General features: G+C 37.7%; 19 protein-coding genes and 3 pseudogenes. 10 read left to right on the top strand and 12 right to left on the bottom strand.

Annotated features, from left to right (window positions below):
- Positions 1–57 precede the first annotated feature (57 nt).
- Positions 58–483 (top strand): protease inhibitor I42 family protein, encoded by a 426-nt coding sequence (locus HEQ36_RS08570; RefSeq protein ID WP_168635950.1) that lies wholly within the window; start codon positions 58–60, stop codon positions 481–483.
- A gap of 148 nt (positions 484–631) precedes the next feature.
- Here HEQ36_RS08570 and map read toward each other — a convergent pair whose 3' ends face one another.
- From map to HEQ36_RS08555, 3 genes are all read right to left on the bottom strand, one after another.
- Positions 632–1,402 (bottom strand): type I methionyl aminopeptidase, encoded by a 771-nt coding sequence (gene map / locus HEQ36_RS08565; RefSeq protein WP_168635951.1) that lies wholly within the window; start codon positions 1,400–1,402, stop codon positions 632–634.
- 11 nt (positions 1,403–1,413) lie between these two features.
- Positions 1,414–2,412 (bottom strand): Gfo/Idh/MocA family protein, encoded by a 999-nt coding sequence (locus tag HEQ36_RS08560; RefSeq protein ID WP_168635952.1) that lies wholly within the window; start codon positions 2,410–2,412, stop codon positions 1,414–1,416.
- Between the two features lie 624 nt (positions 2,413–3,036).
- Positions 3,037–3,369: a hypothetical protein gene (locus tag HEQ36_RS08555; protein ID WP_233455465.1), complete on the bottom strand. Its 333-nt coding sequence runs from the start codon at positions 3,367–3,369 to the stop codon at positions 3,037–3,039.
- A 278-nt stretch (positions 3,370–3,647) separates the two neighbouring features.
- On the opposite strand from HEQ36_RS08555, the gene HEQ36_RS08550 reads away from it, so the two are divergent.
- Positions 3,648–4,532 carry a cupin-like domain-containing protein gene (locus HEQ36_RS08550; RefSeq protein ID WP_168635953.1) on the top strand — a complete coding sequence of 295 codons (885 nt, stop codon included), beginning with the start codon at positions 3,648–3,650 and terminating at the stop codon, positions 4,530–4,532.
- A gap of 42 nt (positions 4,533–4,574) precedes the next feature.
- Positions 4,575–5,924 (top strand): citrate/2-methylcitrate synthase, encoded by a 1,350-nt coding sequence (locus tag HEQ36_RS08545; RefSeq protein ID WP_168635954.1) that lies wholly within the window; start codon positions 4,575–4,577, stop codon positions 5,922–5,924.
- Here the strand turns inward: HEQ36_RS08545 and HEQ36_RS08540 are convergent.
- Positions 5,905–6,137: pseudogene (locus HEQ36_RS08540) on the bottom strand (IS4 family transposase); the annotation flags it as partial. The gene HEQ36_RS08545 and the pseudogene HEQ36_RS08540 overlap by 20 nt on opposite strands.
- 12 nt (positions 6,138–6,149) lie before the next feature.
- Between HEQ36_RS08540 and HEQ36_RS08535 the strand changes: the two are divergent.
- Together HEQ36_RS08535 and HEQ36_RS08530 are read left to right on the top strand one after the other, a co-directional pair.
- A complete protein-coding gene (locus HEQ36_RS08535; protein WP_233455466.1) occupies positions 6,150–7,631 on the top strand; it encodes an MFS transporter in 1,482 nt (493 codons plus the stop codon).
- 92 nt (positions 7,632–7,723) lie between these two features.
- Positions 7,724–8,788 carry an acyltransferase gene (locus tag HEQ36_RS08530; RefSeq protein WP_168635955.1) on the top strand — a complete coding sequence of 355 codons (1,065 nt, stop codon included), beginning with the start codon at positions 7,724–7,726 and terminating at the stop codon, positions 8,786–8,788.
- Positions 8,789–8,931: 143 nt separating this feature from the next.
- On the opposite strand, the pseudogene HEQ36_RS08525 reads toward HEQ36_RS08530, so the two are convergent.
- Both HEQ36_RS08525 and HEQ36_RS08520 read right to left on the bottom strand, forming a co-directional pair.
- Positions 8,932–10,039, bottom strand: a pseudogene (locus HEQ36_RS08525) (IS630 family transposase).
- Positions 10,040–10,102: 63 nt separating this feature from the next.
- Positions 10,103–10,210 (bottom strand): annotated as a pseudogene (locus HEQ36_RS08520) (IS701 family transposase); the annotation flags it as partial.
- A gap of 269 nt (positions 10,211–10,479) precedes the next feature.
- Here HEQ36_RS08520 and HEQ36_RS08515 point away from each other — a divergent pair.
- The 3 genes from HEQ36_RS08515 to HEQ36_RS08505 all read left to right on the top strand — a co-directional run bounded on the left by HEQ36_RS08515 (position 10,480) and on the right by HEQ36_RS08505 (position 12,346).
- Positions 10,480–10,830, top strand: coding sequence for a hypothetical protein (locus HEQ36_RS08515; protein ID WP_205748509.1), 351 nt, complete (start codon positions 10,480–10,482; stop codon positions 10,828–10,830).
- A 521-nt stretch (positions 10,831–11,351) separates the two neighbouring features.
- A complete protein-coding gene (locus HEQ36_RS08510) occupies positions 11,352–11,651 on the top strand; it encodes a ferredoxin (RefSeq protein WP_053541026.1) in 300 nt (99 codons plus the stop codon).
- A 395-nt stretch (positions 11,652–12,046) separates the two neighbouring features.
- A complete protein-coding gene (locus HEQ36_RS08505; protein WP_039201987.1) occupies positions 12,047–12,346 on the top strand; it encodes a ferredoxin in 300 nt (99 codons plus the stop codon).
- A gap of 75 nt (positions 12,347–12,421) precedes the next feature.
- Here HEQ36_RS08505 and HEQ36_RS08500 read toward each other — a convergent pair whose 3' ends face one another.
- Positions 12,422–13,999, bottom strand: a complete 1,578-nt coding sequence (locus HEQ36_RS08500) for a SpoIID/LytB domain-containing protein (protein ID WP_168635956.1) — start codon at positions 13,997–13,999, stop codon at positions 12,422–12,424.
- 1,342 nt (positions 14,000–15,341) lie between these two features.
- On the opposite strand from HEQ36_RS08500, the gene grpE reads away from it, so the two are divergent.
- Both grpE and HEQ36_RS08490 read left to right on the top strand, forming a co-directional pair.
- Entirely contained in the window at positions 15,342–16,010 is a 669-nt protein-coding gene (gene grpE / locus HEQ36_RS08495) for a nucleotide exchange factor GrpE (protein WP_053541028.1), read from the top strand.
- A 203-nt stretch (positions 16,011–16,213) separates the two neighbouring features.
- Positions 16,214–16,540, top strand: a complete 327-nt coding sequence (locus HEQ36_RS08490) for an STAS domain-containing protein (protein WP_168635957.1) — start codon at positions 16,214–16,216, stop codon at positions 16,538–16,540.
- A 191-nt stretch (positions 16,541–16,731) separates the two neighbouring features.
- Here HEQ36_RS08490 and HEQ36_RS08485 read toward each other — a convergent pair whose 3' ends face one another.
- From HEQ36_RS08485 to hisF, 5 genes are all read right to left on the bottom strand, one after another.
- Positions 16,732–17,868, bottom strand: coding sequence for a SpoIIE family protein phosphatase (locus HEQ36_RS08485; protein WP_053541030.1), 1,137 nt, complete (start codon positions 17,866–17,868; stop codon positions 16,732–16,734).
- Positions 17,869–17,875: 7 nt separating this feature from the next.
- Positions 17,876–18,649 carry a DUF1350 family protein gene (locus HEQ36_RS08480; protein WP_053541031.1) on the bottom strand — a complete coding sequence of 258 codons (774 nt, stop codon included), beginning with the start codon at positions 18,647–18,649 and terminating at the stop codon, positions 17,876–17,878.
- A gap of 85 nt (positions 18,650–18,734) precedes the next feature.
- Positions 18,735–19,421, bottom strand: a complete 687-nt coding sequence (locus tag HEQ36_RS08475; protein WP_168635958.1) for a hypothetical protein — start codon at positions 19,419–19,421, stop codon at positions 18,735–18,737.
- Positions 19,422–19,522: 101 nt separating this feature from the next.
- Positions 19,523–19,714: a hypothetical protein gene (locus HEQ36_RS08470; RefSeq protein ID WP_168635959.1), complete on the bottom strand. Its 192-nt coding sequence runs from the start codon at positions 19,712–19,714 to the stop codon at positions 19,523–19,525.
- Positions 19,715–19,813: 99 nt separating this feature from the next.
- Positions 19,814–20,587: an imidazole glycerol phosphate synthase subunit HisF gene (gene hisF / locus HEQ36_RS08465; RefSeq protein WP_039203271.1), complete on the bottom strand. Its 774-nt coding sequence runs from the start codon at positions 20,585–20,587 to the stop codon at positions 19,814–19,816.
- Positions 20,588–20,614: the final 27 nt, after the last annotated feature.

Below are 20,614 nucleotides of genomic sequence, written 5' to 3'. Positions count from 1 at the left end.
GGCGCAGGACGGGTTTTGTGATAAAAAACTGTACCTCCTAACATCAGAAAGTGCTGTATGTCCCTTACAAAGCGAGTTTTTTTAATTATTTCTCTGTTAACTACCTTGACTATTATTTTTCAAGTTAGTAATACGGCTAATCCTCCTATGTCTAAATCAGAAATCACTGTCAATGATGCTAACAATAACAGTCAGATTATTATTCAAAAAGGTAATATTATGATTGTTGAATTGTTAACTAATCCAGGAACAGGCTATAGTTGGCAAATTATTAAAAATGACCCTGACAAACTCAAACCTTTGGGAGATTCAGTATTAAAGCCATTAGAGACAGAAGCCCCAGGAGCATCTGAAAATCAAGTTTTCCATTTTTTAGCCCAAAATTCGGGTTTAGCAGTGCTAGAACTCCATTATTTACGTCCCTGGGAAAGAAATCTGCCGCCCTTAAAAACCTATCAAATTAACGTCAAAATTCGTGGATGATATTTAAGGAATTTCGCACATCTGCCAATGGACTATTCTACTTTGACGAGATTAATAATACTCTCAATAACTTTATCTTGTGAATGTGGATTTACTTGTTCTATCACCTGCATATTAAGCCCCCCCATAGTATTTTGTGTTGGAGAAATTATGAGTTGTCTGGTAAAGTCAGAATTTCTACGCCATCTTCGGTGACAGCAATGGTATGCTCAAATTGAGCAGACAGGAGGCGATCGCTTGTTACCGCAGTCCAACCATCTCCAAGCATTTGGGCTTCATGAGTTCCTTCATTAATCATCGGTTCAATGGTAAACACCATCCCGGCTCTCAGTTTCTTCCCTCTACCCCTAATGCCATAATGGGGAACATCTGGTGCAGTATGGAAAATATTACTAATTCCATGTCCCACAAAATCCCGCACCACAGAAAAGCCGAAAGACTCCGCATACTCTTGAATTGCTGCCCCAATATCCCCAATTTTTGCCCCTGGTTTTACTTCTGCAATCCCCAACCGCAAACACTCTTGGGTTACCTCTACTAACTTTTGGGCTGTGGGGGAAGGATTACCCACTAGAAATGTTTTTGATGTATCACCATGATAACCTTCAACAATAGGCGTAACATCTATATTAATAATGTCCCCATCCTTGAGAATTTGTTTAGCATTGGGAATACCGTGACAAATCACCTCATTCACACTTGTACAAATAGACTTAGGATAACCTTTATAACCTAAAGGTGCGCTTTTTGCTCCATGCTTTTGAGTCCATCTTTCCGCTTCATCATTCAATTGTAGAGTGCTAACTCCCGGTTTAACCAAAGGTTCTAAATGTTGTAATAACTTGGCGGCCAAGCTGCCAGCACGGCGCATTTTTTCGATTTCTCGTTGGGATAAAATGACTATGGTTTCGATTTTCATCAATTTTCTATCTACTCTTTTAAAAATATAGTTAATCCAGTTGTTGCCGCTCTGTGTGCAGCATCTGCTACCTTGAGAGCATATAAGCTTTGTTCTGGGGTGATATATAAAGGACTACCATCGCATAGATGATCTAATACCATAGTCGTATCTTTAGCAAATAAACCCCGACGAGTACCCACTTCAATCAACTTTGTTCCGGCTGCTGACACTAGCATTCCCGTATCACCATCGAGAATTATCTCCCCTTTTTCACCTTGAACTTCTAATTTACGTTCTGATTGCCACAAAGTTTCACCTTTGCCATAAATTACCTGTGCCAGTAGTCCACTTTCAAAGTATAATTGGGCTGAACATAAACAGGTTTGGTAATAATCAGGCTCAGTTTCCCAATATCGTTGGTGACAATTGACAGTGAGGACTTCACCAAACAAATCAATCAGCCGATTTAACCGAGATAATGCCCCAATGAGGGGGAAGCCAAACATATCATGATTATAAGTCCACTTCCGCGGGGCCGGATGCTGGGGATTCAGGGTGCTATAGCGGATATAAAACAAGTCACCAATTTGGTCTAAGTGTTGTTTTAAAGTTTGATGCCAACCCCCCAATAATTCAATGTGTTCGACGTGCAAAAGCTTGTTTACTCTTTTTGCTAAAGCAATCAGTTCTTCTGCTTCTTTGACATCTACAGACAAAGGATATTCAACAATGACGTGTTTACCGCTAGATAAGGCAGCATGAGCAATTTTACCATGATCTTGATTAATGGTGCAGATCACCACCATATCTAAATCGTCTCGTTCTACTAGCTGTTGCCAAGAATTCATGGCTTCAGTAGCGTATTCTTGGGCTAAAACCGCTGTCCTTTCGGGATTGCCAGTTATGGCTATTAAATCAGTTCGGGGATCTTGTTGCAATGCCTCAGCCCTGAGTTTAGCCGCATAGCCTGTTCCCACCAAACCGACTCTGAGACTGTGTGTACATAAAGGTAGTTCGTTATTGTCCATGGATTTATCACCAGTTTTCAATGTTTCGGTTTAATGCCGTTGGTATTTTATCAACAAGCAGACTCAGAGGATGTCTGAAAAGTTTTGAGAAGGTGATTCTGATTACGCCAGTTGCTTTAACATTAAGTAGGTTGGCGTTGAAAATTGTCGTTATAGCAAGGCAAGAGGCAAGAGGCAATAGTAAAGAAAGTTTTAGCGATTTTACGTTTCTTTACACAGTTTGGTTTTATTGTGTTCACCTACTTAGACGAATCATGCCGACATAAATAAAAGATATCCCCTCAATAATTAGGGGAAGAGAGCTAATCATGCATCCATGAGCAATCGAAAGAACAGAGAGAAGATTGTTCACGAATAATAGTCGCCAAAGAAGGAATATTTCCCACCTGAGAAATGAGGTATGGTTCACTCCCCCAACCCGGGCTACGGTTTGGTCGAAGTGTTGCCAAGGATTGCTCTCTATTCCTGATGAATAGACTTCTGTTTTCTGAGTTTCAAAGTCAGTGTGATTTTTAATCAGTATGTTGGATAAATACCCTGCTGATATGTTTATGCCTATATCTTCTAGGAATTCTAATAAGTAGTTGGACAAAATTATTTACACAAACCTTTGGGCTGAACTCATTAACTGACAAAGGATTGGTAAATAAATAATATGTAATTAATTCTGTCCATGTACTTAGCTTGCCTTGGGTCATGTTCCCCCCGTAGTGCAAGCTGAGAACTAAGGCTTTGTTTTATCTCTGGTTTTCCCTGCTCTCCTTTCAATCTGTTGTTTTCATCTCGCAAGTGTTGATTTTCTTCTCTTAGTTCTTTTACTTCTAACTGTAGCTGTTCTATTAGATTCAGTAATATTTCTATTGTCCGACGCATTGATTTGTCTGCAATCCCTTTGGGGTCAATGGTTTGCAGTATCTCTAGCTGTGTGTTTTTTTCTTGTTGCTGTTTTTGCGTCATGTCCCATATTCTATAACCCTTTGTCTCCTTTGCTTACTTTGAGATTTTTTTCTTTTTCCCCTACTTATTGAGCCGATACTTCCGTAACAAGGTGAGATATAATATGATGGTAGAAATAGTGAATACTCCCTATTTTCTTTGATATTTTTAGTCTCAGTGTTTTTTATGCTTTTTTCACCTCTTCTCCATAAATTTTAGTTATTTTTCCTCTGTATTTGCTCAAATCCTCTCTGAGCAAGCTTTCTGCCTTTATCTCACTGTTAAACTCACGTTAAAATATGGTTCAAACAATTAGCCGTGTAGACCTATCATCTCTAACGCCCGATATATTTAAAGACCAATATCGCAAAGAAGTAAAACCTGTTGTTATTACAGGATTACTAGACGAAGACGGCGAATGGAACCTCCCATTTCTCGCTGAAAAACTGGGGGATCACGAATTTAATTTCCGCGACTACGGTAAGCAAAGGAATGACTCGCAGAACAAACAAGCGATGGGGGTAGGAAGTGGAACTATTACCCGAAGAATGCGATTCTCCGACTATGAACAGATGCTGCGTAGTGGGGAAGCTCGCGAACAGGATATTTACATGGCAAAATGTTCCTTGAAAGACACTCCCTTGGGAAACCCAAAATTCTCAACCAAAATGAGAGAGCAGTTAGGGTTAACAGAAGAGATGAGCGACTTGAGCATGTACACAGGACCTCAAGGTCACACCACAACTCTGCATTACGATCCATTCGACAATATCCTGATGCAGTTGTCTGGTGTCAAAAAAATCATCCTTTTCCCACCTTCTCAACTTTATAACCTCTACCCAAATCCGGTGATCGGTCATTTACTACATGGTCGAAAATTAGGTTGTTGGTATAGTCAAGTTAATCTTGCTGCTCCTGATTTAAAAAGATTTCCTAAGTTACAGGAAGCACTTCAGCATCAATATGAAGTCATTCTCCGCCCAGGTGATTCAATTTATATGCCTGCAGGATGGTGGCATGAAATCACTATTATAGGTAATAGCATGGCTGCTTCAGTGAGACAACTCTGGAAGACTTGTCCCAGAATGCGTGGGTTTTTATCTTTAAGTAGATGGCGAGTTACTCTGGGATTTTTATTGGAATCGCCCCATACAGGTCGCCTAAATCTTTTCCCCAAAGACTGATTAGGAAATTTTTAACTTTAGTTACATTCATAGAGGACTAAAATGGAAACCAGGTATCTATCTATAACGTTACCAGATGCTTCATCTTATAGTATTCCTGTTAACTTTACACAAGAAGGACAAGGAATAATCTCTGGTGAAACTCTTGCTAAAAAAACAGGATTACTCATATACGACCGCTATCTCAACCATACTATCTCTGAATTGGTAACTATTACTCATGTCGATCCCAAGAATTTAGAATTATACTACCGGGGCTTTCCTATCAGCACAGTTTCCCGCAAGTGTGATTTCTTGGATACGGTAATTTTATTGCATAAAGGCACCTTACCAAACCAACAAGAAAAACAATGGTTAAAAAAGCAATTAGCCGAAAATTCTATTTTAGATAGAAAAATCCAAAAAGGATTAAGCCAGATCATATCTTCATATTCTCATGATGCTAATCCTATTGCTATCTTAAGTAGTGGGTTATCTTATCTGGCTGCGGAATGTCCCTTACCTTTAAGAAATGAAACCGAACAACTACAAGCAGTCATCAAAGCCCTGGCTGTTAGTCCGATTATTGTAGCTATGATTATACAACATTTTCGGCAAGAATCATTTGAATTTCCCGAAAACTTTGGTGCGGATGGAGAGGATTATGATTATGCCCACAACTTACTAGCAATGATACATGGTGCTAATCAAGTTAGTAGTGAACAACAGACTTTGATGGATAAATTACTAGTTATTCATGCGGATGCTGGTCTAGCTCCATCAACGTTTGCGGGGGTACAAAATATTTCTCATGGTACTAGTATGTGGAACGCTTTAGTATCTATGGTCAATGCTTTATGTGGCGATAGACATGGTGGAGCAAACATCAGAGTTTTACGAATGTTTGACGAAATTGCTAGGCTTGATGGTGATCTAGAACAAAGTCTGAAAACTTATATAGATAAAGCCATTGAACAAAAAAATAGAATCCCTGGGTTAGGACACATTGATTTCAAAGGACTCGATCCAAGAGCCAAAATTCTTGCCCAAATATGTGACAAGTTGATTAACGACTCCCAGGGAGATACTTTTATGCATATTGCCAGAAAAATGCATTACCTCGTTGATAGTATGGCTCAGTTTGATACAGTAAAACCTAACATTGATTTTTATTCTGGTCTTTTGTGGAGAACACTCGGAATCCCTGATATGTTAATGACAGTTATGTTTTATTGCAGCCGTGTTGCTGGTTGCACAGCCCATTTTTGTATCGCTACCCACAACAAGAAAATAGTGTTTCCTAATAATTGTATTGCAGGAAGTACAGGTTTATCTTTTGATAATAACAGTCAAGTTGTTTCCTATATGAGTCCATTATTTAACGTCAAGACAGAGGAGACAAATCCAGCTTAGAGACTGGCTTTCGCAGCGCTTTAAGCATTCCTAAATCTTGATTCTCTTTTGCAGCAAAGTACTTAATCGGGTTATCAGCGTTACCTTTGTTGTAGGCAACGCTAAAATGGTACAGATAATTCGTCAGCAACTGCATCACCCAAGTCTACTTAATACTGCATAAAATAACCAAGTAGCCCAGACTTGTAACTTAACACCATTAATAGAACCAGTTCACTCTTCAAGATGAAAACTATTTTTATGCGGAGCATTGAACAACAATCATCGCAGCCTCTTTTAGAATCTGCATCAGATCCATTGCAAAAATGGTGGGTAATGCTGGGTATTAGTATCGGAATGTTCCTGTTTTCCTTAGATATCCACATTGTCAACCTATCTTTGCCCACATTGGTGCGAGAACTCCATACCAACTTTGCGACCATTGAATGGGTGCCCTTAAGTTACTTACTAATGCTCACAGTTTTGGTGCTAAGTGTAGGTCAATTGGGGGATATGTGGGGTAAGAAATGGTTGTACTTCGGTGGACTAATTCTTTTCACCTTCAGTTCACTGCTGTGTGGACTGGCTCCAACAGTAGAATATTTAATTGGGTTTCGAGTAATTCAGGGATTCAGTGCAGCCTTTATCTGTGCGCTTGCACCAGCGATTATTACAGAAGTCTTTCCCAAAGAGCAACGGGGACTGGCGCTGGGGATTTCCACAGGTATTGCTTGGCTGGGAACTGCATTAGGACCAACACTGGGAGGATTGCTGATTGGTTTTGGGAGCTGGCGGTTAATTTTTTTGGTAAATCTGCCGTTTTGTATAATTGCTAGCTTACTTGTCCTCTTCTTTGTCCCTGATTCTAGCAAAAGTGAAGCCAAACAAAGCTTTGATACTCTAGGAACGCTGTTGATGGTAGTCACCTTGACTTGCTTTGTACTTGGAATCACAAAATTACAGAGCCAAGAATTTGGTGATACAAACACAATGGTTTTTCTGGCTGCTGCAGTCCTAGGCTTGGGGAGCTTTTTAGTATCGCAAACCCAGATTGCCAAACCGATGCTCAATTTAGAGATGTTTCGTTCTTTAGAACTCAGCCTCGGCTTATTACTGAGTGCGATCGCCTATGGATTTACAATAGGTGCACTCTTCATTTTACCTTTTTTTCTAGAGTTAGTCAAACATTATCCCGAACAGCAGGTAGGGCTAATGCTAGCGGTGCTACCAGTTGTATCTATAATGATGACTCCGGTTGCAGGCTATTTATCTGATCGCATTGGAGAGCGAATTGTCAGCATCATCGGACTGGTGTTATTGGTATTCGGGTGTTTAGCTATCAGTACCTTTGAGGCTGAACTAACCGTGTGGGGGTATATTTTGCGAGTTACACCTCTGGCGTTGGGAGTAGGAATATTCCAACCCTCCAACCAAAGTGCTGTGATGGGAGGCATATCCCCAGAGCGATTGGGTATTGCTTCGGGGTTGTTGTTTTTGTCACGCACATTAGGACAGATCACAGGTTTATCGCTGATAGGTATTCTATTTTCTATTTTGACTTATACTCACACCCAGGCTAAATCTCCTATTGATGTTACAGATGCACCTGTTGAAGCATTAGTGTTTGCCATACAGATGAGTTTTCGCTTGATTGCGCCAATTCTCATAGCTGCAACAATTATGGCAGTTGTGTTGTGGTGGCTAGAAGGAAGGAAACATAGAAGTTAATTGATTATTCTTTATCATTCCCCACTGAGTCAAATATTTCAGCATTTTTACGTAGCATTTCAGTTAAATATCGAGCTAAAATATAGAACCTTATGTCAACAATTTCCCGAAAATTATATGGATTTGACTATTTGCGAGTTATCTGCTCTTTAATAGTTGTTCTCTTGCATGTTCAACATGAATTTTCAAATCATTTCCATTTCACGCCAATCGAAGAAGTCCTGATAAATTCATTTATTTATAATTTGGGCTTTCTCGCAGTTCCTGTATTTTTACAGATTTCTTTATTTCTTTTTTATTTTAACCTTAATCTCAAAGAAAAATATTTCAAAAAAAGGATAATTGATATAACAAAAATTTATGTTCTATGGTTTCTTATATATCCAATTTTTAGCAAATTAGTTATAGAACATGGAGAATTACCCTCATTAAATTTTCTATCTATTACCACCTTCATTGCTTCTGGGGGACATACATTAATGTATTTTTTATCCGACCTGATATTATTAACTGCCATCTCAGGATTATTAATGAAAATAGGTTTGTTGAAAAATAAATATCTTGTGGTTTCATTTTTATTAATTAGCAGTCTAATTGTGTTTTTATTGCCATTTATTAGAATTTTTCCCCTGGCTTTATTAAATATCGATATGACTCAACATTGGAATCCTTTAAATTTTATTCCCTACATATTTTCTTCTTACCTCTTATATATGCAGCTAGATAGTGAAACTAATTCATTAAATAAAATGTCTGTAGCAGCGTGGTGTGTCATCTTGCTAATCCTATGTTGTACAGTAGTAATCGAGTGGAGATATCTACAAGGTTATGACTTCTGGGAACATCGACTACTTTTGCCAATTTACTCGAGACTATCTCTAATTATTTCTGCCTATATCGTTAGTTATTTGGCTATTAATTATTTGTCATATCCACCACCTGTCTTCATACAATTAATTTCTAATTGTTCTCTAGGTATCTATTGTATTCATCATATTTTAATAGATATAGCTGTTTGGGTTTATCCCCAAAATTTAGAATTTTCTCCATTACCAGATTCAATTATTTTTTTGATGATATTTGCCTTGATTGCTATTATCACAATATCCTTGACAAACTTCGCGAAAAAAATTAAATTTCTTGAGAAGTATTTATAATCATTAGGAGTTACGCATTGACAAAAAAACTAATTCATGTTGATTAAGCACCATAAGCATTGGTAAGATTGTCCACAATGTAGTCGCGGACGACTAAAGTGAATAAGTTTCTCTGCACTTCATAAGCTGTTACGCAGTTAAATTTAATAAACGGCATTACCTTTATTTTTAATTTTGCGCTCCCATTTAATAATAAGACCTCCTTCATTTAGCAATTTATTTAACAACTCTTCTAGCTGTGATACTGATTCAAATAATCTATGAGCTATATATTCTTTTGCGGAATGCCAAACTAATTCAATTAAATTATAATCTGGACTATACGGTGGTAAAAATTCCAAAATAATATTTGGCATTTCTGACTCAATCCGAGCTAAAATATCTTTTCTTTTATGAAAACTGGCATTATCTAGAATAATAACTATCTTGGCAGAATTATTCTGAAAACTTTCAATTTGATTTCCTTGTTCTATCCATTCTTGTCTTAGAAAATTATTCAATGATGTCAACTGTTCATAAAAAACATCTGCGTTCCCCTTTTTTATGACAAAATTAATTCTTTTTTTGTCATGATAACGCAACCCTCCCATAATATTTACTCATCAAGAGTCTTCTTTGTCCCGTTACTTTTTTTCTGTTCCCTTTCTTTCCCCATGTTTTTCTTCTTATCACTCTCAAACTAAATCCACTTTCGTCCCAAAACCATACCTGTAAACGCTCTGGCGTTTCTTTAGTTATTTTTAAATATTCTGCCAATTTTTCTTTAAATAACTTCCGTTTCTCTGGATTCTGTTTGTCTTCCAAGCTATATCTTGCCCAAAGGTAAACGTACTTTTTTTTCGCTAAGATTCTCCTTACCTGAGAACCACTTAACTTAATTCCTGTTACTGATTCTAGATATGTTGCTAATCTAGCCGCTGTCCAACGACCAAATTCATAGCCATATTCTGCCGGCTCTTTTTCTATTATTTCTAATAATAATTCTTCATATTCTTTGGTAACTTTACGGAAGTTACCTTCTCTTCTTCCATCCAAAAAACTTTCTAGGTTATCAGGATCTCCATGTACTGCCCAATATGCTACTGTTGGATATGCGATATCTAAAAAATTACTAATTTCTTGGTAAGTTTTCCCATCATTCATCAACAACAAGATCAGTATCTTCTCTCTTATGTATGGGTTTTCTTGCTCTTTTAGGTTTTTTAATAGCTTTTCTCTCTGCTCTTGTGATAGATGGTTTTTTGCTGGCATACTTCCTGGTGATTGCTTATTAACTTAATTTTCTATTATACAATCAAGCTGCACAACAGCTTACCAATTATAAATTATGTTGAGGGAGCGCATTTTTTCGTTTAGAAAAAATGCTTGAAGTGAACAAAAAATGTGTGTTTTGATTGCTTGGCTATCTCGAACCATAAATCGCACATTCCGCACCCCAAACTATCACAGAGGGAATGCTACTATCCCTAAATGGTCTATGTTCTGAATTTCTATTTCTTGAGGTTTTAATTTCACAACAGTTTCGTCTAATATTTCTGTTGTCATCAATTATTTCTTATTTGCTTATCAATTCATTTTTTTATTTTGTTTTTGTTACCAAGCTTCACTTTCTCACACCATTTCTCTTTTAATGCTATTTCTTATTATTAAGCCTCTTAACCTTTGAATTGACTTTATTATGTACTACTTTAGTGGCTTTTTTTTTATCTGTGACAGTTGAGGGTGCGGAATGTGGGATCTATCAGAAAAAAGTAGCCCCAGAAGTCCAGGGAAGGGTCTTTGCTTTTCGTAGTGCTGCTATGCAGGGGTTTTTACCACTGGCCTACCTGACCTGCGGAGCATTAGCTGATCAATTTTTTGAACCAATCATGGCGCAAGATGGAGCTTTAGCCAATAGCATTGGCCAGATTATTGGGGTTGGTCATGGTCGCGGCATGGGTTTAATGTTGATCATCATGGGTCTGTTTTCTCTAGCTGCAACCTTGACTGCTTACTTATATCCACGTCTGCGCTGCGTAGAAAATGAACTACCTGATGCCTGAGTTCGGTGTTAGGAGTTCGGTGTTAGGATTGTCAAACTTTGTCGCTTTCTCCATGATTTGGGTAGGGCGATGCCTTCGGCGCGGCGTAGCCATCGCATCTCTATCTAAATCTCAAATCAAGCTTATTGAGAATACTGTCAAATGTCTTAGGCAACAAATTGATATCATTATCAGAATTTTGGTAACTATCACGAAAAAAGTCAAGGAAAAAACACCAAACTCCGAACTCCTAACACCGAACTCCGAACTCCGAACTCCGAACTCCGAACTCCGAACTCCGAACTCAGGTCTGATGCACTTTGACATCTATCCCAGCGGGTATTTCATATAACAAAAACTTATTGGTAATAAGTAACTAAATTTCATTACTAATCGGGGTCAATTTTCTGTTATAACTTTTAACTTTTCCCTTAGTATCAGAATTGAAGCAAATTTAAACCAGCGGCTAATCCCATCAGAATAGCTGTAGTGTTTGCTTAAACATCACTTATACTGCCGATTTCACAACAGAGGATAATTAAATGGCTATTTTCAAGGTAAGACTATTCAACGAAGCCGAAGGTTTAGACCAAACTATTGAATGTCCTGAGGACACCTACATTCTAGATGCAGCGGAAGAAGCTGGACTTGACTTACCCTACTCCTGTCGGGCTGGTGCTTGTTCAACCTGTGCTGGTAAAATCATTTCCGGTACTGTTGACCAATCTGATCAGTCTTTCTTAGACGACGACCAAGTTGAAGCTCAATATGTATTGACTTGTGTTGCTTATCCTACTTCTGATGTCACTATCGAAACCCACAGGGAAGAAGATCTTTACTAAGTTTTAGTAAAAAAGTCCACTCTACAAAGGGAATTGGGGATTGGCTACTGAGTAAGACTTTTACCAATTGCCCAACTACTTAAGTAGTCGGACAAAATTAAATTCACTCGTTGAGAGAGGGAACAGGGAACTCTTAACTGGGAACAGAAAAATCAATTGTGTAATTAATTCTGTCCCATTACTTATTCCCTTGAATTTTAGTTCCTGGATCATAGAACTCTAAAATCTTGGAACTAGATCAACCTCACAAAGTTAATTTTCTGTCACCCCTTGTAACCTTTTCCTGGGGATCAGAACTCAAGTAAATTGAAACCAGCACTTAATCCCATCAGAATAGCTGTAAAATTTGCTTAAACATCACTTATACTGCCGATTTCACAACAGAGGATAATTAAATGGCTACTTACAAAGTCAGACTAATCAACAAATCAGAAGATTTGGACACAACCATTGACGTTGAAGACGATACCTACATTCTAGATGCAGCGGAAGAAGCTGGACTTGACTTACCCTACTCCTGTCGGGCTGGTGCTTGTTCAACCTGTGCTGGTAAAATCATTTCCGGTACTGTTGACCAATCTGATCAGTCTTTCTTAGACGACGACCAAGTTGAAGCTCAATATGTATTGACTTGTGTTGCTTATCCTACTTCTGATGTCACTATCGAAACCCACAGAGAAGAAGACCTTTACTAAGTTTTAGTAAAAAAATCCACTCTACAAAGGGGATTGGGAATTGGCTACTGAGTAGGAGTTGCACCAATTCCCCAATTACCTGTTTCCTTTAATTTTAGTCCCCGGATAATAAAACTCCAGAATCTTGGCACTAGACCAACCCAGTTTGGCTAAATTCTGAGCGCCTGTTTGACTTAAACCTACTCCATGTCCTAAGCCACCACCAATAAAAGCATATCCCCACAGATTGGTTTGACCTTTATTCAATGGTTGAATGTAGAAAAGCGTGCTGATGGGGGCAGCGAAGGCACTGCGAACTTCATCTTTTTGTAAGGTAAAAACGCCAATATCTGTTTTCACAGCCAGTTTTAAAATCCGTCCACTGGGACTGCGTTGAACGACGGACATGGCTTGAATTTTTTTGAACTTGCTATAGGGACTTTTTTTCGCTTGTAAGAACTTTTGCAAGTCTTTGGTAATTTTATTGATGTCCGTTTCTCTGTGCCAACGGAATACATCCCATGTACTTTCATTAAATCCGGCTTTAAGATTGATAAATTTCTCAAAGTTCCGATCATCTGCTAGATTCTGATGTGATAAGTTCCAAAGATTTTGATTAGCAGCATCTATGACCGGTTTTAAATAGGGACGATCTTCTCCATTCCAGATATCACTAAAGTTAGCGGTAACACCACCTGTAGTGGAAGAATACAAAGCATCAACTATTTCATTATTATAAGTGAGGATCTGACCTCTGGTCGAGGCGATCGCCTGATCTGTATTTTTAGCAATTCCGCTCAGTCCTTGATAAACTTGACAGTGAGTGTCAGCACATAACTGATAATTATCTACCGCAAATCTGCGAACATTTCGCAAAGCATAGGTGCGAGCAATAATCGCTTGTGCTTCTAGGGCTGCCATTGGCGCATCTATGCCAATTTCATGGGGTAAAACTCCTCGCACATAGGTTTCCAAGGGGACGGTATTCACTAAGGTATAATTCCCATAGGCGTTAGGCTGCAAGGTCACTTTTCCGGGATAAACACCCTTTGATTCGAGTTTGTTATCGGTACTGACTTTGACCAATTCCTTACCCGCAGTCACTTCCAGATAATTGGGACTATAATTTTTACCATTTACTACCCAAGTAATTTTTGGGACTTTTGATAAAATATTGGTGGCTAAGTAAGCATTTTTATCACCGGATGTTTCTATACTTTTTAATAGTAAGCGGCGAATTAAGGGAGTGCTGTAAACGTCCCGTTTTGCCCATACTTGCCAGCGTTCTGGTTGGGATATTTCCACTTCTATACCCTGGGAACGCCAGTGATTAGCGTTATCTTCGGCTGTTTCAAAGGTGCGAAAGTCACCCAGCACTAATACTTCCTGAACCACTGTTTGGGTTAAGGGCTGCATGAATGTTGCTAACTGGATGGGTTTGTCTGTGACTAGGGTTTGCTGTTGACTACCTACTGCAAATTTTAATGTTAAGCGATCGCCCTTGGTGGCAGATAATTCTAACTTGTCTGTGGGTTTAGCCCCAAATCGTTGGACAATACCAATTTGCAATTTTACATCCTGGTTTTTGCTTACGGGTTCTGATGCGGCAGTCAATCCCAATAAGCACAAGGTTGTTATTAATCTGTAGGAAGAACGCCAAATAAATATTTTCATGCAAACTAATTCTGATTGCCCTTATATTGTCGGAGAGGTTTTAAATTAATTAACTCAATTTACAAAAGAAGGGAACAGGGAACAGGGAACAGATAAGAAACACTCATTTGCACCAGTTTAGAGCTTCAGTCAAAAAAAAGATGTTTTTAAAAGATGCGTAGCACGAAAAAAACAGTGTCATTATTTCAATCTCATGTTTTTAAACATGAGTTTTTCCTGTTCCCTGTTGCTTCTTCCTCTGAATCATGATAAGAAGATGCAGGGCGGCAGGAAGAATCACAAATTACCAATCTCAAGTTAGATAATTAGCAACTGGGAATATTATATATTTTTCACTTACGCGCTTCTATAATACCATTACGTCTTTTCTTCGGCACAATTGCAAATAAAACTCATTATGAGTATGATTTATTTAGTGATAACGACAATTTTTAATGACAACCTGCTGCTGTATAAGCCAACTATACTCAATGCGGCTTAATTATTTGATTCTATTTGATTCTATTTGATTCTATAGGTAGGGGTAAAGCAAGAGCTTCATTGGTGTCAACTTAAGCTCAAATCCCTACCACATCTCGTTCCTAGGGACTTCCAAATAAAAAAATACTCAACCACCTAACGCAAAAATCTCTCAAACCCTTATTCCTCTGTGTCCTCTGCGCCTCTGTGGTTCGTTAATCAGGATAATTTATTTCTTGGAAGTCCCCTAGTCTCTGACTAGGAATGCAGTTGATGAGGCTCTGCCTCTAAGTAGTGAGACAGAGTTAATTACACAATATCATTGCGTTAGCGCAGCGTGGCGTTAGCCATATGGAACGAAGTGAAATGAAGCAATTCCAAGGGTTGTGATTGCTTCCCTTCGCTCGCAATGACTGTAAATATTTTTGTCCAATTACAAAAGAAGGGAACAGGGAACTCTTAACTGGGAGCAAATAAGAAACACTCATTTGCACAAGTTTAGAGCTTCAGTCAAAAAAAGGATGTTTTTAAAAGATGCGTAGCACGAAAAAAACAGTGTCATTATTTCAATCTCATGTTTTTAAACATGAGTTTTTCCTGTTCCCTGTTGCCCGTTCCCTGTTCCCTCTGAATTAATATTATTGAAGGCAGAGCCTTCTAGAATTCATTCCCAGTCTCTGAGTGGGAATGAGATGACTTGAGTTCTTTGCGGGATAGAGGTTTTACGTTAAGTTGACACCAATGAAGCTCTTGCTTTACCCCCTACAAATCTAGGTTTTTCGTAATTTTCCAAAAGTCCATATTTCAACCATGTTGAGTATAGAAGAATAGTTTCACTGGAAAAAAGGTATAATAGCTAACAACATCTTATATCCCAGATTTTATGGCGCAAGTTGACTTGACTGATAATTTGCGAAATTTAATGCAAAAAGTTGGTTGTGATAGTTTTAACGCTTTAAGTCGTGCTGCTGGTGTTTCCCAATGGCAAATTTTGCAGTTGCGGAGGGGGAAAATCGGACAGATGCGGATGGAAGTATTGGTAAAACTGTCAGAGATTTTACAAATATCTTGGATTGAGTTGGTAGAAACTTTCAGTGTTGATGGTTTATTTTCAAGTGTCAACAACACTCATTCCTCTCATAAAAACATAAACTTATTAAGACAAATTACGGATTTACAATCTGAGTATGAAAGATTAACATTATCAATGTTAGAACAACGGGAAGTATTACAACAAGAATTTCAGCGATCGAGTTTACAAATATTGGAATCCTTACTATTACAATGGCCAATAGCAGCACATAGAGCCAGGGAGGATCACCAGTTATCAGCGGTGAAAATACTACCTTTGGTAGATAAACCCCTAGAGACATTATTACAGACTTGGAATGTGCAAGCGATCGCTGCTGTCGGCGACCAAATTCCCTATAATCCACAATTTCATCAATTATTAGAGGGAACAGCACAACCAGGAGAAATCATTAAGGTACGTTATCCAGGTTATATGCAACACGACCAGCTTTTATACCGAGCTAGAGTCAGTCCCATATAATTATTTGTTGTATTTGTTGCGACTCAATCTCCCAAAAATGCTCTAAAGGATCACTATTTTGGGTTATAAGAAACTGGAATAAATGCCTGATGAAAAATTGCTCAATATTTTTGTGTACAAAATGTCTTTATTCAATTTAACGTTAAGATATACTAATAAAATCAAAATCAGAACCTTATTAAATAAATCAAAATTAGCATATTATGAATCAGCAGGTGAAAGTGATTTCCATTAGTGGGAGATTCAATGCCAATAGCTCTCAAAACTTTCGAGAAAGTATTACAGAAGTAATGGAAAGTGGAATGTCCATTGTGTTAGTTGATTGTCATAATGTTACCTTTATGGATAGTTCTGGATTAGGCACTCTCATTTTAACATTTAAAGCTTTACAAGAATTAGGTATAAAGATGGTAATTTGTTCAATTAATGAACAAGTTAGAATGCTATTTGAATTAACCGGGATGGATAGCAAATTTACAATTGTTCCTAGTCAAGAAGCATTTGAAAATCTTTTGCTTTCTGCCAAGTAGGTTAGCATTGAAAATTGTCGTTATAGGAAGGCAAGAGGCAAGAGGTAAGAGGTAAGAGGTAAGAGGCAAAAGGTAAGAGGTAAGAGGTAAGAGGCGAGAGGTAAGAGGCGAGAGGCGAGAGTGAAGAAGCTTTGGGCGATTTTACTTTTCTTTACACACTTTGGTTTTATTGTGTTCACCTACTTATTTGATCAATCAAATTTAACTTGAAGAATAGATAAATCATCTTCAAATATCTCTTTGGAGTTTAATTTAATTAGGTAATCCAGTATATAATCAAGTTGATTATCAACAGAATATTGTAGGCTAATTAAAATCTGAGTGAACCCTTCCAAACTCCAAAGATTACCATTTGATTGAGTGATTTCATAAGCACCATCACTAAAAATATAAAGGGTACTAGATTTTTCAATCTGACAATAAGCATCAACATATTTAGCTTCAGGAAACATCCCCACCGGCATTCCTGGAGTTTTTAATCTTTTTACTTCTGTGTTAGTAGGAGAGTTACCAGAAATGATAATAGCTGGTGGATGTCCAGCACTAGAGTATGTTAACTGCCGACTAACTCGATTATAAACTCCATACCAAATCGTAAAATATTTATCATTTTGATAATTTATTTGAAAGGTATTATTTAAAGCCGCTAATACCTCGCTAGGTTGATAGTAATTTAAATCTTTGAGAGCGCGGGAACGTAAGAGATTTAATACAGAAATTGAAGGCAGAGTTGCTTTTAGTCCATGACCAGCAACATCTAGTAGGTAAATAGCTAAAGAATCAGCGTCCAGCCAATTATAGTCCAAACAATCCCCACCAAGTTGCCTGGATGGCAAAAACTTAAACTGAATACTCAGGGGGTTATTTATAGGCAGGGGTAAAAGGGATTTTACATATTCTGTAGCTTCGGATAATTCTGTTTCTAAAAGTAGCTTTTGGGTCTGTAAATCCTGACTTAATTGATGTAGACGTAACCCGGCTCTAACTCTTGCTTGGAGTTCGTTTTGTTCGATAGGTTTGGAGATAAAATCATCAGCACCAGCATCTAATCCTTTAACTCGATCTGCGACGGAATCTAAAGATGTTAATAAAATAAAAAATGTGGTAGATAATTTGGGATCTTTTTTAATGATATTACATACTTCTATCCCAGTTAATCCCGGCATAATCCAATCACATATAATTAAGGCTGGAGGTGAATCCAGCGTTCTTAAAATCCCTTCTTCTCCCGTACTCGCGGTAATAACTTGATAACCTTGTTTTTCTAAGATTCTTTTGAGGAAAATTTGGATGGATCGGTCATCATCAATAATTAGGATTTCAAACATGAGATTATTAAGAAAGGGGATTTAACCAAAACAATATAACTTGTTTTAATTGATTTAAATCTCGATAAACTTCTTGCTTTAACCATTGTCCTAAAGCATCAAAGGGACTAAAGGAAGTTCCTGGTTGCCATTTAACATCTTGTCCTAAAGGTGTGGTATGAGTGCCTGATAAAGTTTGTGTTGTCACCATATCAGGAAAGAGTTGTTGTAAAATTATTGTTAAGTTTGCTGATTGATCTAGGCTATCTTTATTAAATCTTATTAATAAATTTCGCCGAATCTGATAGCTGTCTTGGACTATTTGGTTGGTTTGTGCGGGTGTAGGTGTAAATTCAATGTCTAATTGGGAATTTAACTGGGAATTTAACTGTTCTACTAATGGTATGGCTTCACTGGCGGCAAAGTTATTAAAGGATATTAAAATATTACCAGCCCTTTGGATTGGAAACAGGCTACCAATTAGTAAATGCAGTTTACAACCCATGCTATGTCCGACTCCATAGGTGGGAAGATAAATTTTGCGGAGTTTTCCAGAGTCTTGTAACTTTTCGAGAGTATATTCAAATTTATGGAGGACAGATTTAGCGATCGCTATATGATCTAATGTATTCACAAAAGGTGTAGCAATAATGACATATCCTTGATCCGCCAAGTTTTCCAGTAACCAACGATAAGTTAAATGTGGTAAGGTGGCGACAAATGCACCACCTAAAAAATGAATAATCCCGATAGGATTACGGGGAATAAGTACCCAATTGCCTCTAATTTCTTGCCAGTTCATTTCCAAAGTTTGTAGAATAGAAGACTTTACGATTTGCTGACTTTATCTCATTCAATTGCATACCGCTATAAATATATATAAAGTATTAACTCTGACTTTGCAACTTTTTCATTTCCTGCTGTACATCTAGGGAAATTTGCAAGGCTTCATTTAATAATTTACCATGTTCTGTGGCTTCTTCAGTAACTTGCATTGATGCCAAAGTGGCTAAATTATTAGTAAATAAATCAGAATTGGTGATAATAAAACTTTTATTTTCTCGCAAAATTCTCTCTGTTTTTAAAGCGCGGATTAAATCATTTCTAGTTAATTCAAGTGCTAATAATACTTTTTCTCTTTCTTGTATACTTACTCCTAAGTTGCCAACATCCTCAATTTGGTCGTTAATATCTATAGCTTTAATCACGGAATTATATCTTTCCACATCATTTAGTAAAATCCGCAAAGAATTGGTCATATTCTGCTTCAGAAACTTACTTTTACCTCTCCATAATAAATATAATAATATTTGAATACTCCCACTTGTCCATAAAATGAAAATAATTAATGATAGCCAAGATGATAGTTTTACTAATAGATAAGTACAAACAGAAATGGTAATTCCCGCGAAAACCACAGTAGCAATTTCTGTTTTTCGAGCTTTTTTTAGCAACCTTATACTGAATTGCTGGATAATATCAGTAATAATTATTAATTTATTATCAACAGGTAAGTTAGTCGCATCTTGAAGTTGATCATGACTAATATCCAATCCCTGTAAATCATCTCGCACAGTTGCTAAATCCTTAACTACTATTGATTTAGTCTAATATAACAACTGGATTTCCAGAATGGCAATTACCAATTACCAATTACCCATGACCAATTACCAAACTAAGTTACTTGTAACAAATAGGTCATACAGTTTCCCATTAAAAAGTAAACTACTAGCATTGCTGCTGCGGCTAATGCCACCAGTATACCAGCCAGCATGAGCGAAAATTCTTTATGCTGATAAGCTTTTTCCATTAGGTGTAGCGACCATGCTACAAGTGCGACATCAAAGATTAAAATAGGAATCAACATATTTCTTAATATTTCTTCATAGAAGTAAGATTATCTTAACACTGTTTTGGATAACTGTGTTTTGTCTTCAATAGATGCAGTTGGTCGCTGTATTTGATATCAAGTAGGAAGACGGACAGGAACATGGCGTTCTTGCAAATAAGTTTTAATTTGTGCTACGCTTAGTTTCCCAAAATGTAACAAAGACGCTAAAAGTGCAGCTTCGGCTTTACCTTCTGTTAAAGCAGTGTGAATATGTTCACAATTCCCTGCACCACCAGAAGCGATGACGGGGATTTCTACAGCATTAGCGATCGCTTTTGTCAAGTCCAAATCATAACCAGCTTGAGTTCCATCAGCATCCATACTCGTTACCAACAATTCTCCAGCCCCCCGTTTTGTTACTTCCTCCGCCCAGCGAAGGGCATCAATACCAGTATTCTCTCTGCCACCGCGAACGTATACATCCCAGCCAGGATTCTCAGGATCAAGTCTACGTCTAGCATCAATAGCCACAACAATACACTGATTGCCAAAGCGATCGCTGGCATGATTAATTAAATCTGGGTTTCTGACCGCCGCAGAATTAATACTAACCTTATCAGCGCCTGCTCTTAACAAACCTTTAACATTTTCTAAGGTTTGAATTCCACCACCCACAGTCAGGGGAATAAAGACCTGTTCAGCAGTCCGGTAAACCACATCAATAATTGTGTCCCTGTCTTCATGAGTAGCCGTAATATCTAGAAACACTAACTCATCTGCACCGGCTTCATTGTAAACCTTGGCTAGTTCCACAGGATCACCCGCATCCTTAAGATCCACAAAGTTAATTCCCTTCACAACCCTGCCCGCCTTGACATCTAAACAAGGTAAGATTCTTTTAGACAACATAATGACTTTTTCACTCCCGGTAATTGC

The organism is Anabaena sp. 54, assembly GCF_017355725.1.
Lineage (GTDB): Bacteria > Cyanobacteriota > Cyanobacteriia > Cyanobacteriales > Nostocaceae > Dolichospermum > Dolichospermum heterosporum.
This window is presented reverse-complemented; position numbering and strand designations above follow the sequence as displayed.

Bases quoted from the DNA above. Each gene is read 5' to 3' on its own strand.
- HEQ36_RS08550 (WP_168635953.1), top strand. From the start codon at position 3,648: ATGGTTCAAACAATTAGCCGTGTAGACCTATCATCTCTAACGCCCGAT.
- HEQ36_RS08570 (WP_168635950.1), top strand. From the start codon at position 58: ATGTCCCTTACAAAGCGAGTTTTTTTAATTATTTCTCTGTTAACTACC.
- map (WP_168635951.1), bottom strand. From the start codon at position 1,402: ATGAAAATCGAAACCATAGTCATTTTATCCCAACGAGAAATCGAAAAA.
- HEQ36_RS08510 (WP_053541026.1), top strand. From the start codon at position 11,352: ATGGCTATTTTCAAGGTAAGACTATTCAACGAAGCCGAAGGTTTAGAC.
- HEQ36_RS08505 (WP_039201987.1), top strand. From the start codon at position 12,047: ATGGCTACTTACAAAGTCAGACTAATCAACAAATCAGAAGATTTGGAC.
- HEQ36_RS08490 (WP_168635957.1), top strand. From the start codon at position 16,214: ATGAATCAGCAGGTGAAAGTGATTTCCATTAGTGGGAGATTCAATGCC.
- HEQ36_RS08535 (WP_233455466.1), top strand. From the start codon at position 6,150: ATGAAAACTATTTTTATGCGGAGCATTGAACAACAATCATCGCAGCCT.
- HEQ36_RS08545 (WP_168635954.1), top strand. From the start codon at position 4,575: ATGGAAACCAGGTATCTATCTATAACGTTACCAGATGCTTCATCTTAT.
- HEQ36_RS08500 (WP_168635956.1), bottom strand. From the start codon at position 13,999: ATGAAAATATTTATTTGGCGTTCTTCCTACAGATTAATAACAACCTTG.
- grpE (WP_053541028.1), top strand. From the start codon at position 15,342: ATGGCGCAAGTTGACTTGACTGATAATTTGCGAAATTTAATGCAAAAA.
- hisF (WP_039203271.1), bottom strand. From the start codon at position 20,587: ATGTTGTCTAAAAGAATCTTACCTTGTTTAGATGTCAAGGCGGGCAGG.
- HEQ36_RS08555 (WP_233455465.1), bottom strand. From the start codon at position 3,369: ATGACGCAAAAACAGCAACAAGAAAAAAACACACAGCTAGAGATACTG.
- HEQ36_RS08470 (WP_168635959.1), bottom strand. From the start codon at position 19,714: ATGTTGATTCCTATTTTAATCTTTGATGTCGCACTTGTAGCATGGTCG.
- HEQ36_RS08480 (WP_053541031.1), bottom strand. From the start codon at position 18,649: ATGAACTGGCAAGAAATTAGAGGCAATTGGGTACTTATTCCCCGTAAT.
- HEQ36_RS08530 (WP_168635955.1), top strand. From the start codon at position 7,724: ATGTCAACAATTTCCCGAAAATTATATGGATTTGACTATTTGCGAGTT.
- HEQ36_RS08485 (WP_053541030.1), bottom strand. From the start codon at position 17,868: ATGTTTGAAATCCTAATTATTGATGATGACCGATCCATCCAAATTTTC.
- HEQ36_RS08560 (WP_168635952.1), bottom strand. From the start codon at position 2,412: ATGGACAATAACGAACTACCTTTATGTACACACAGTCTCAGAGTCGGT.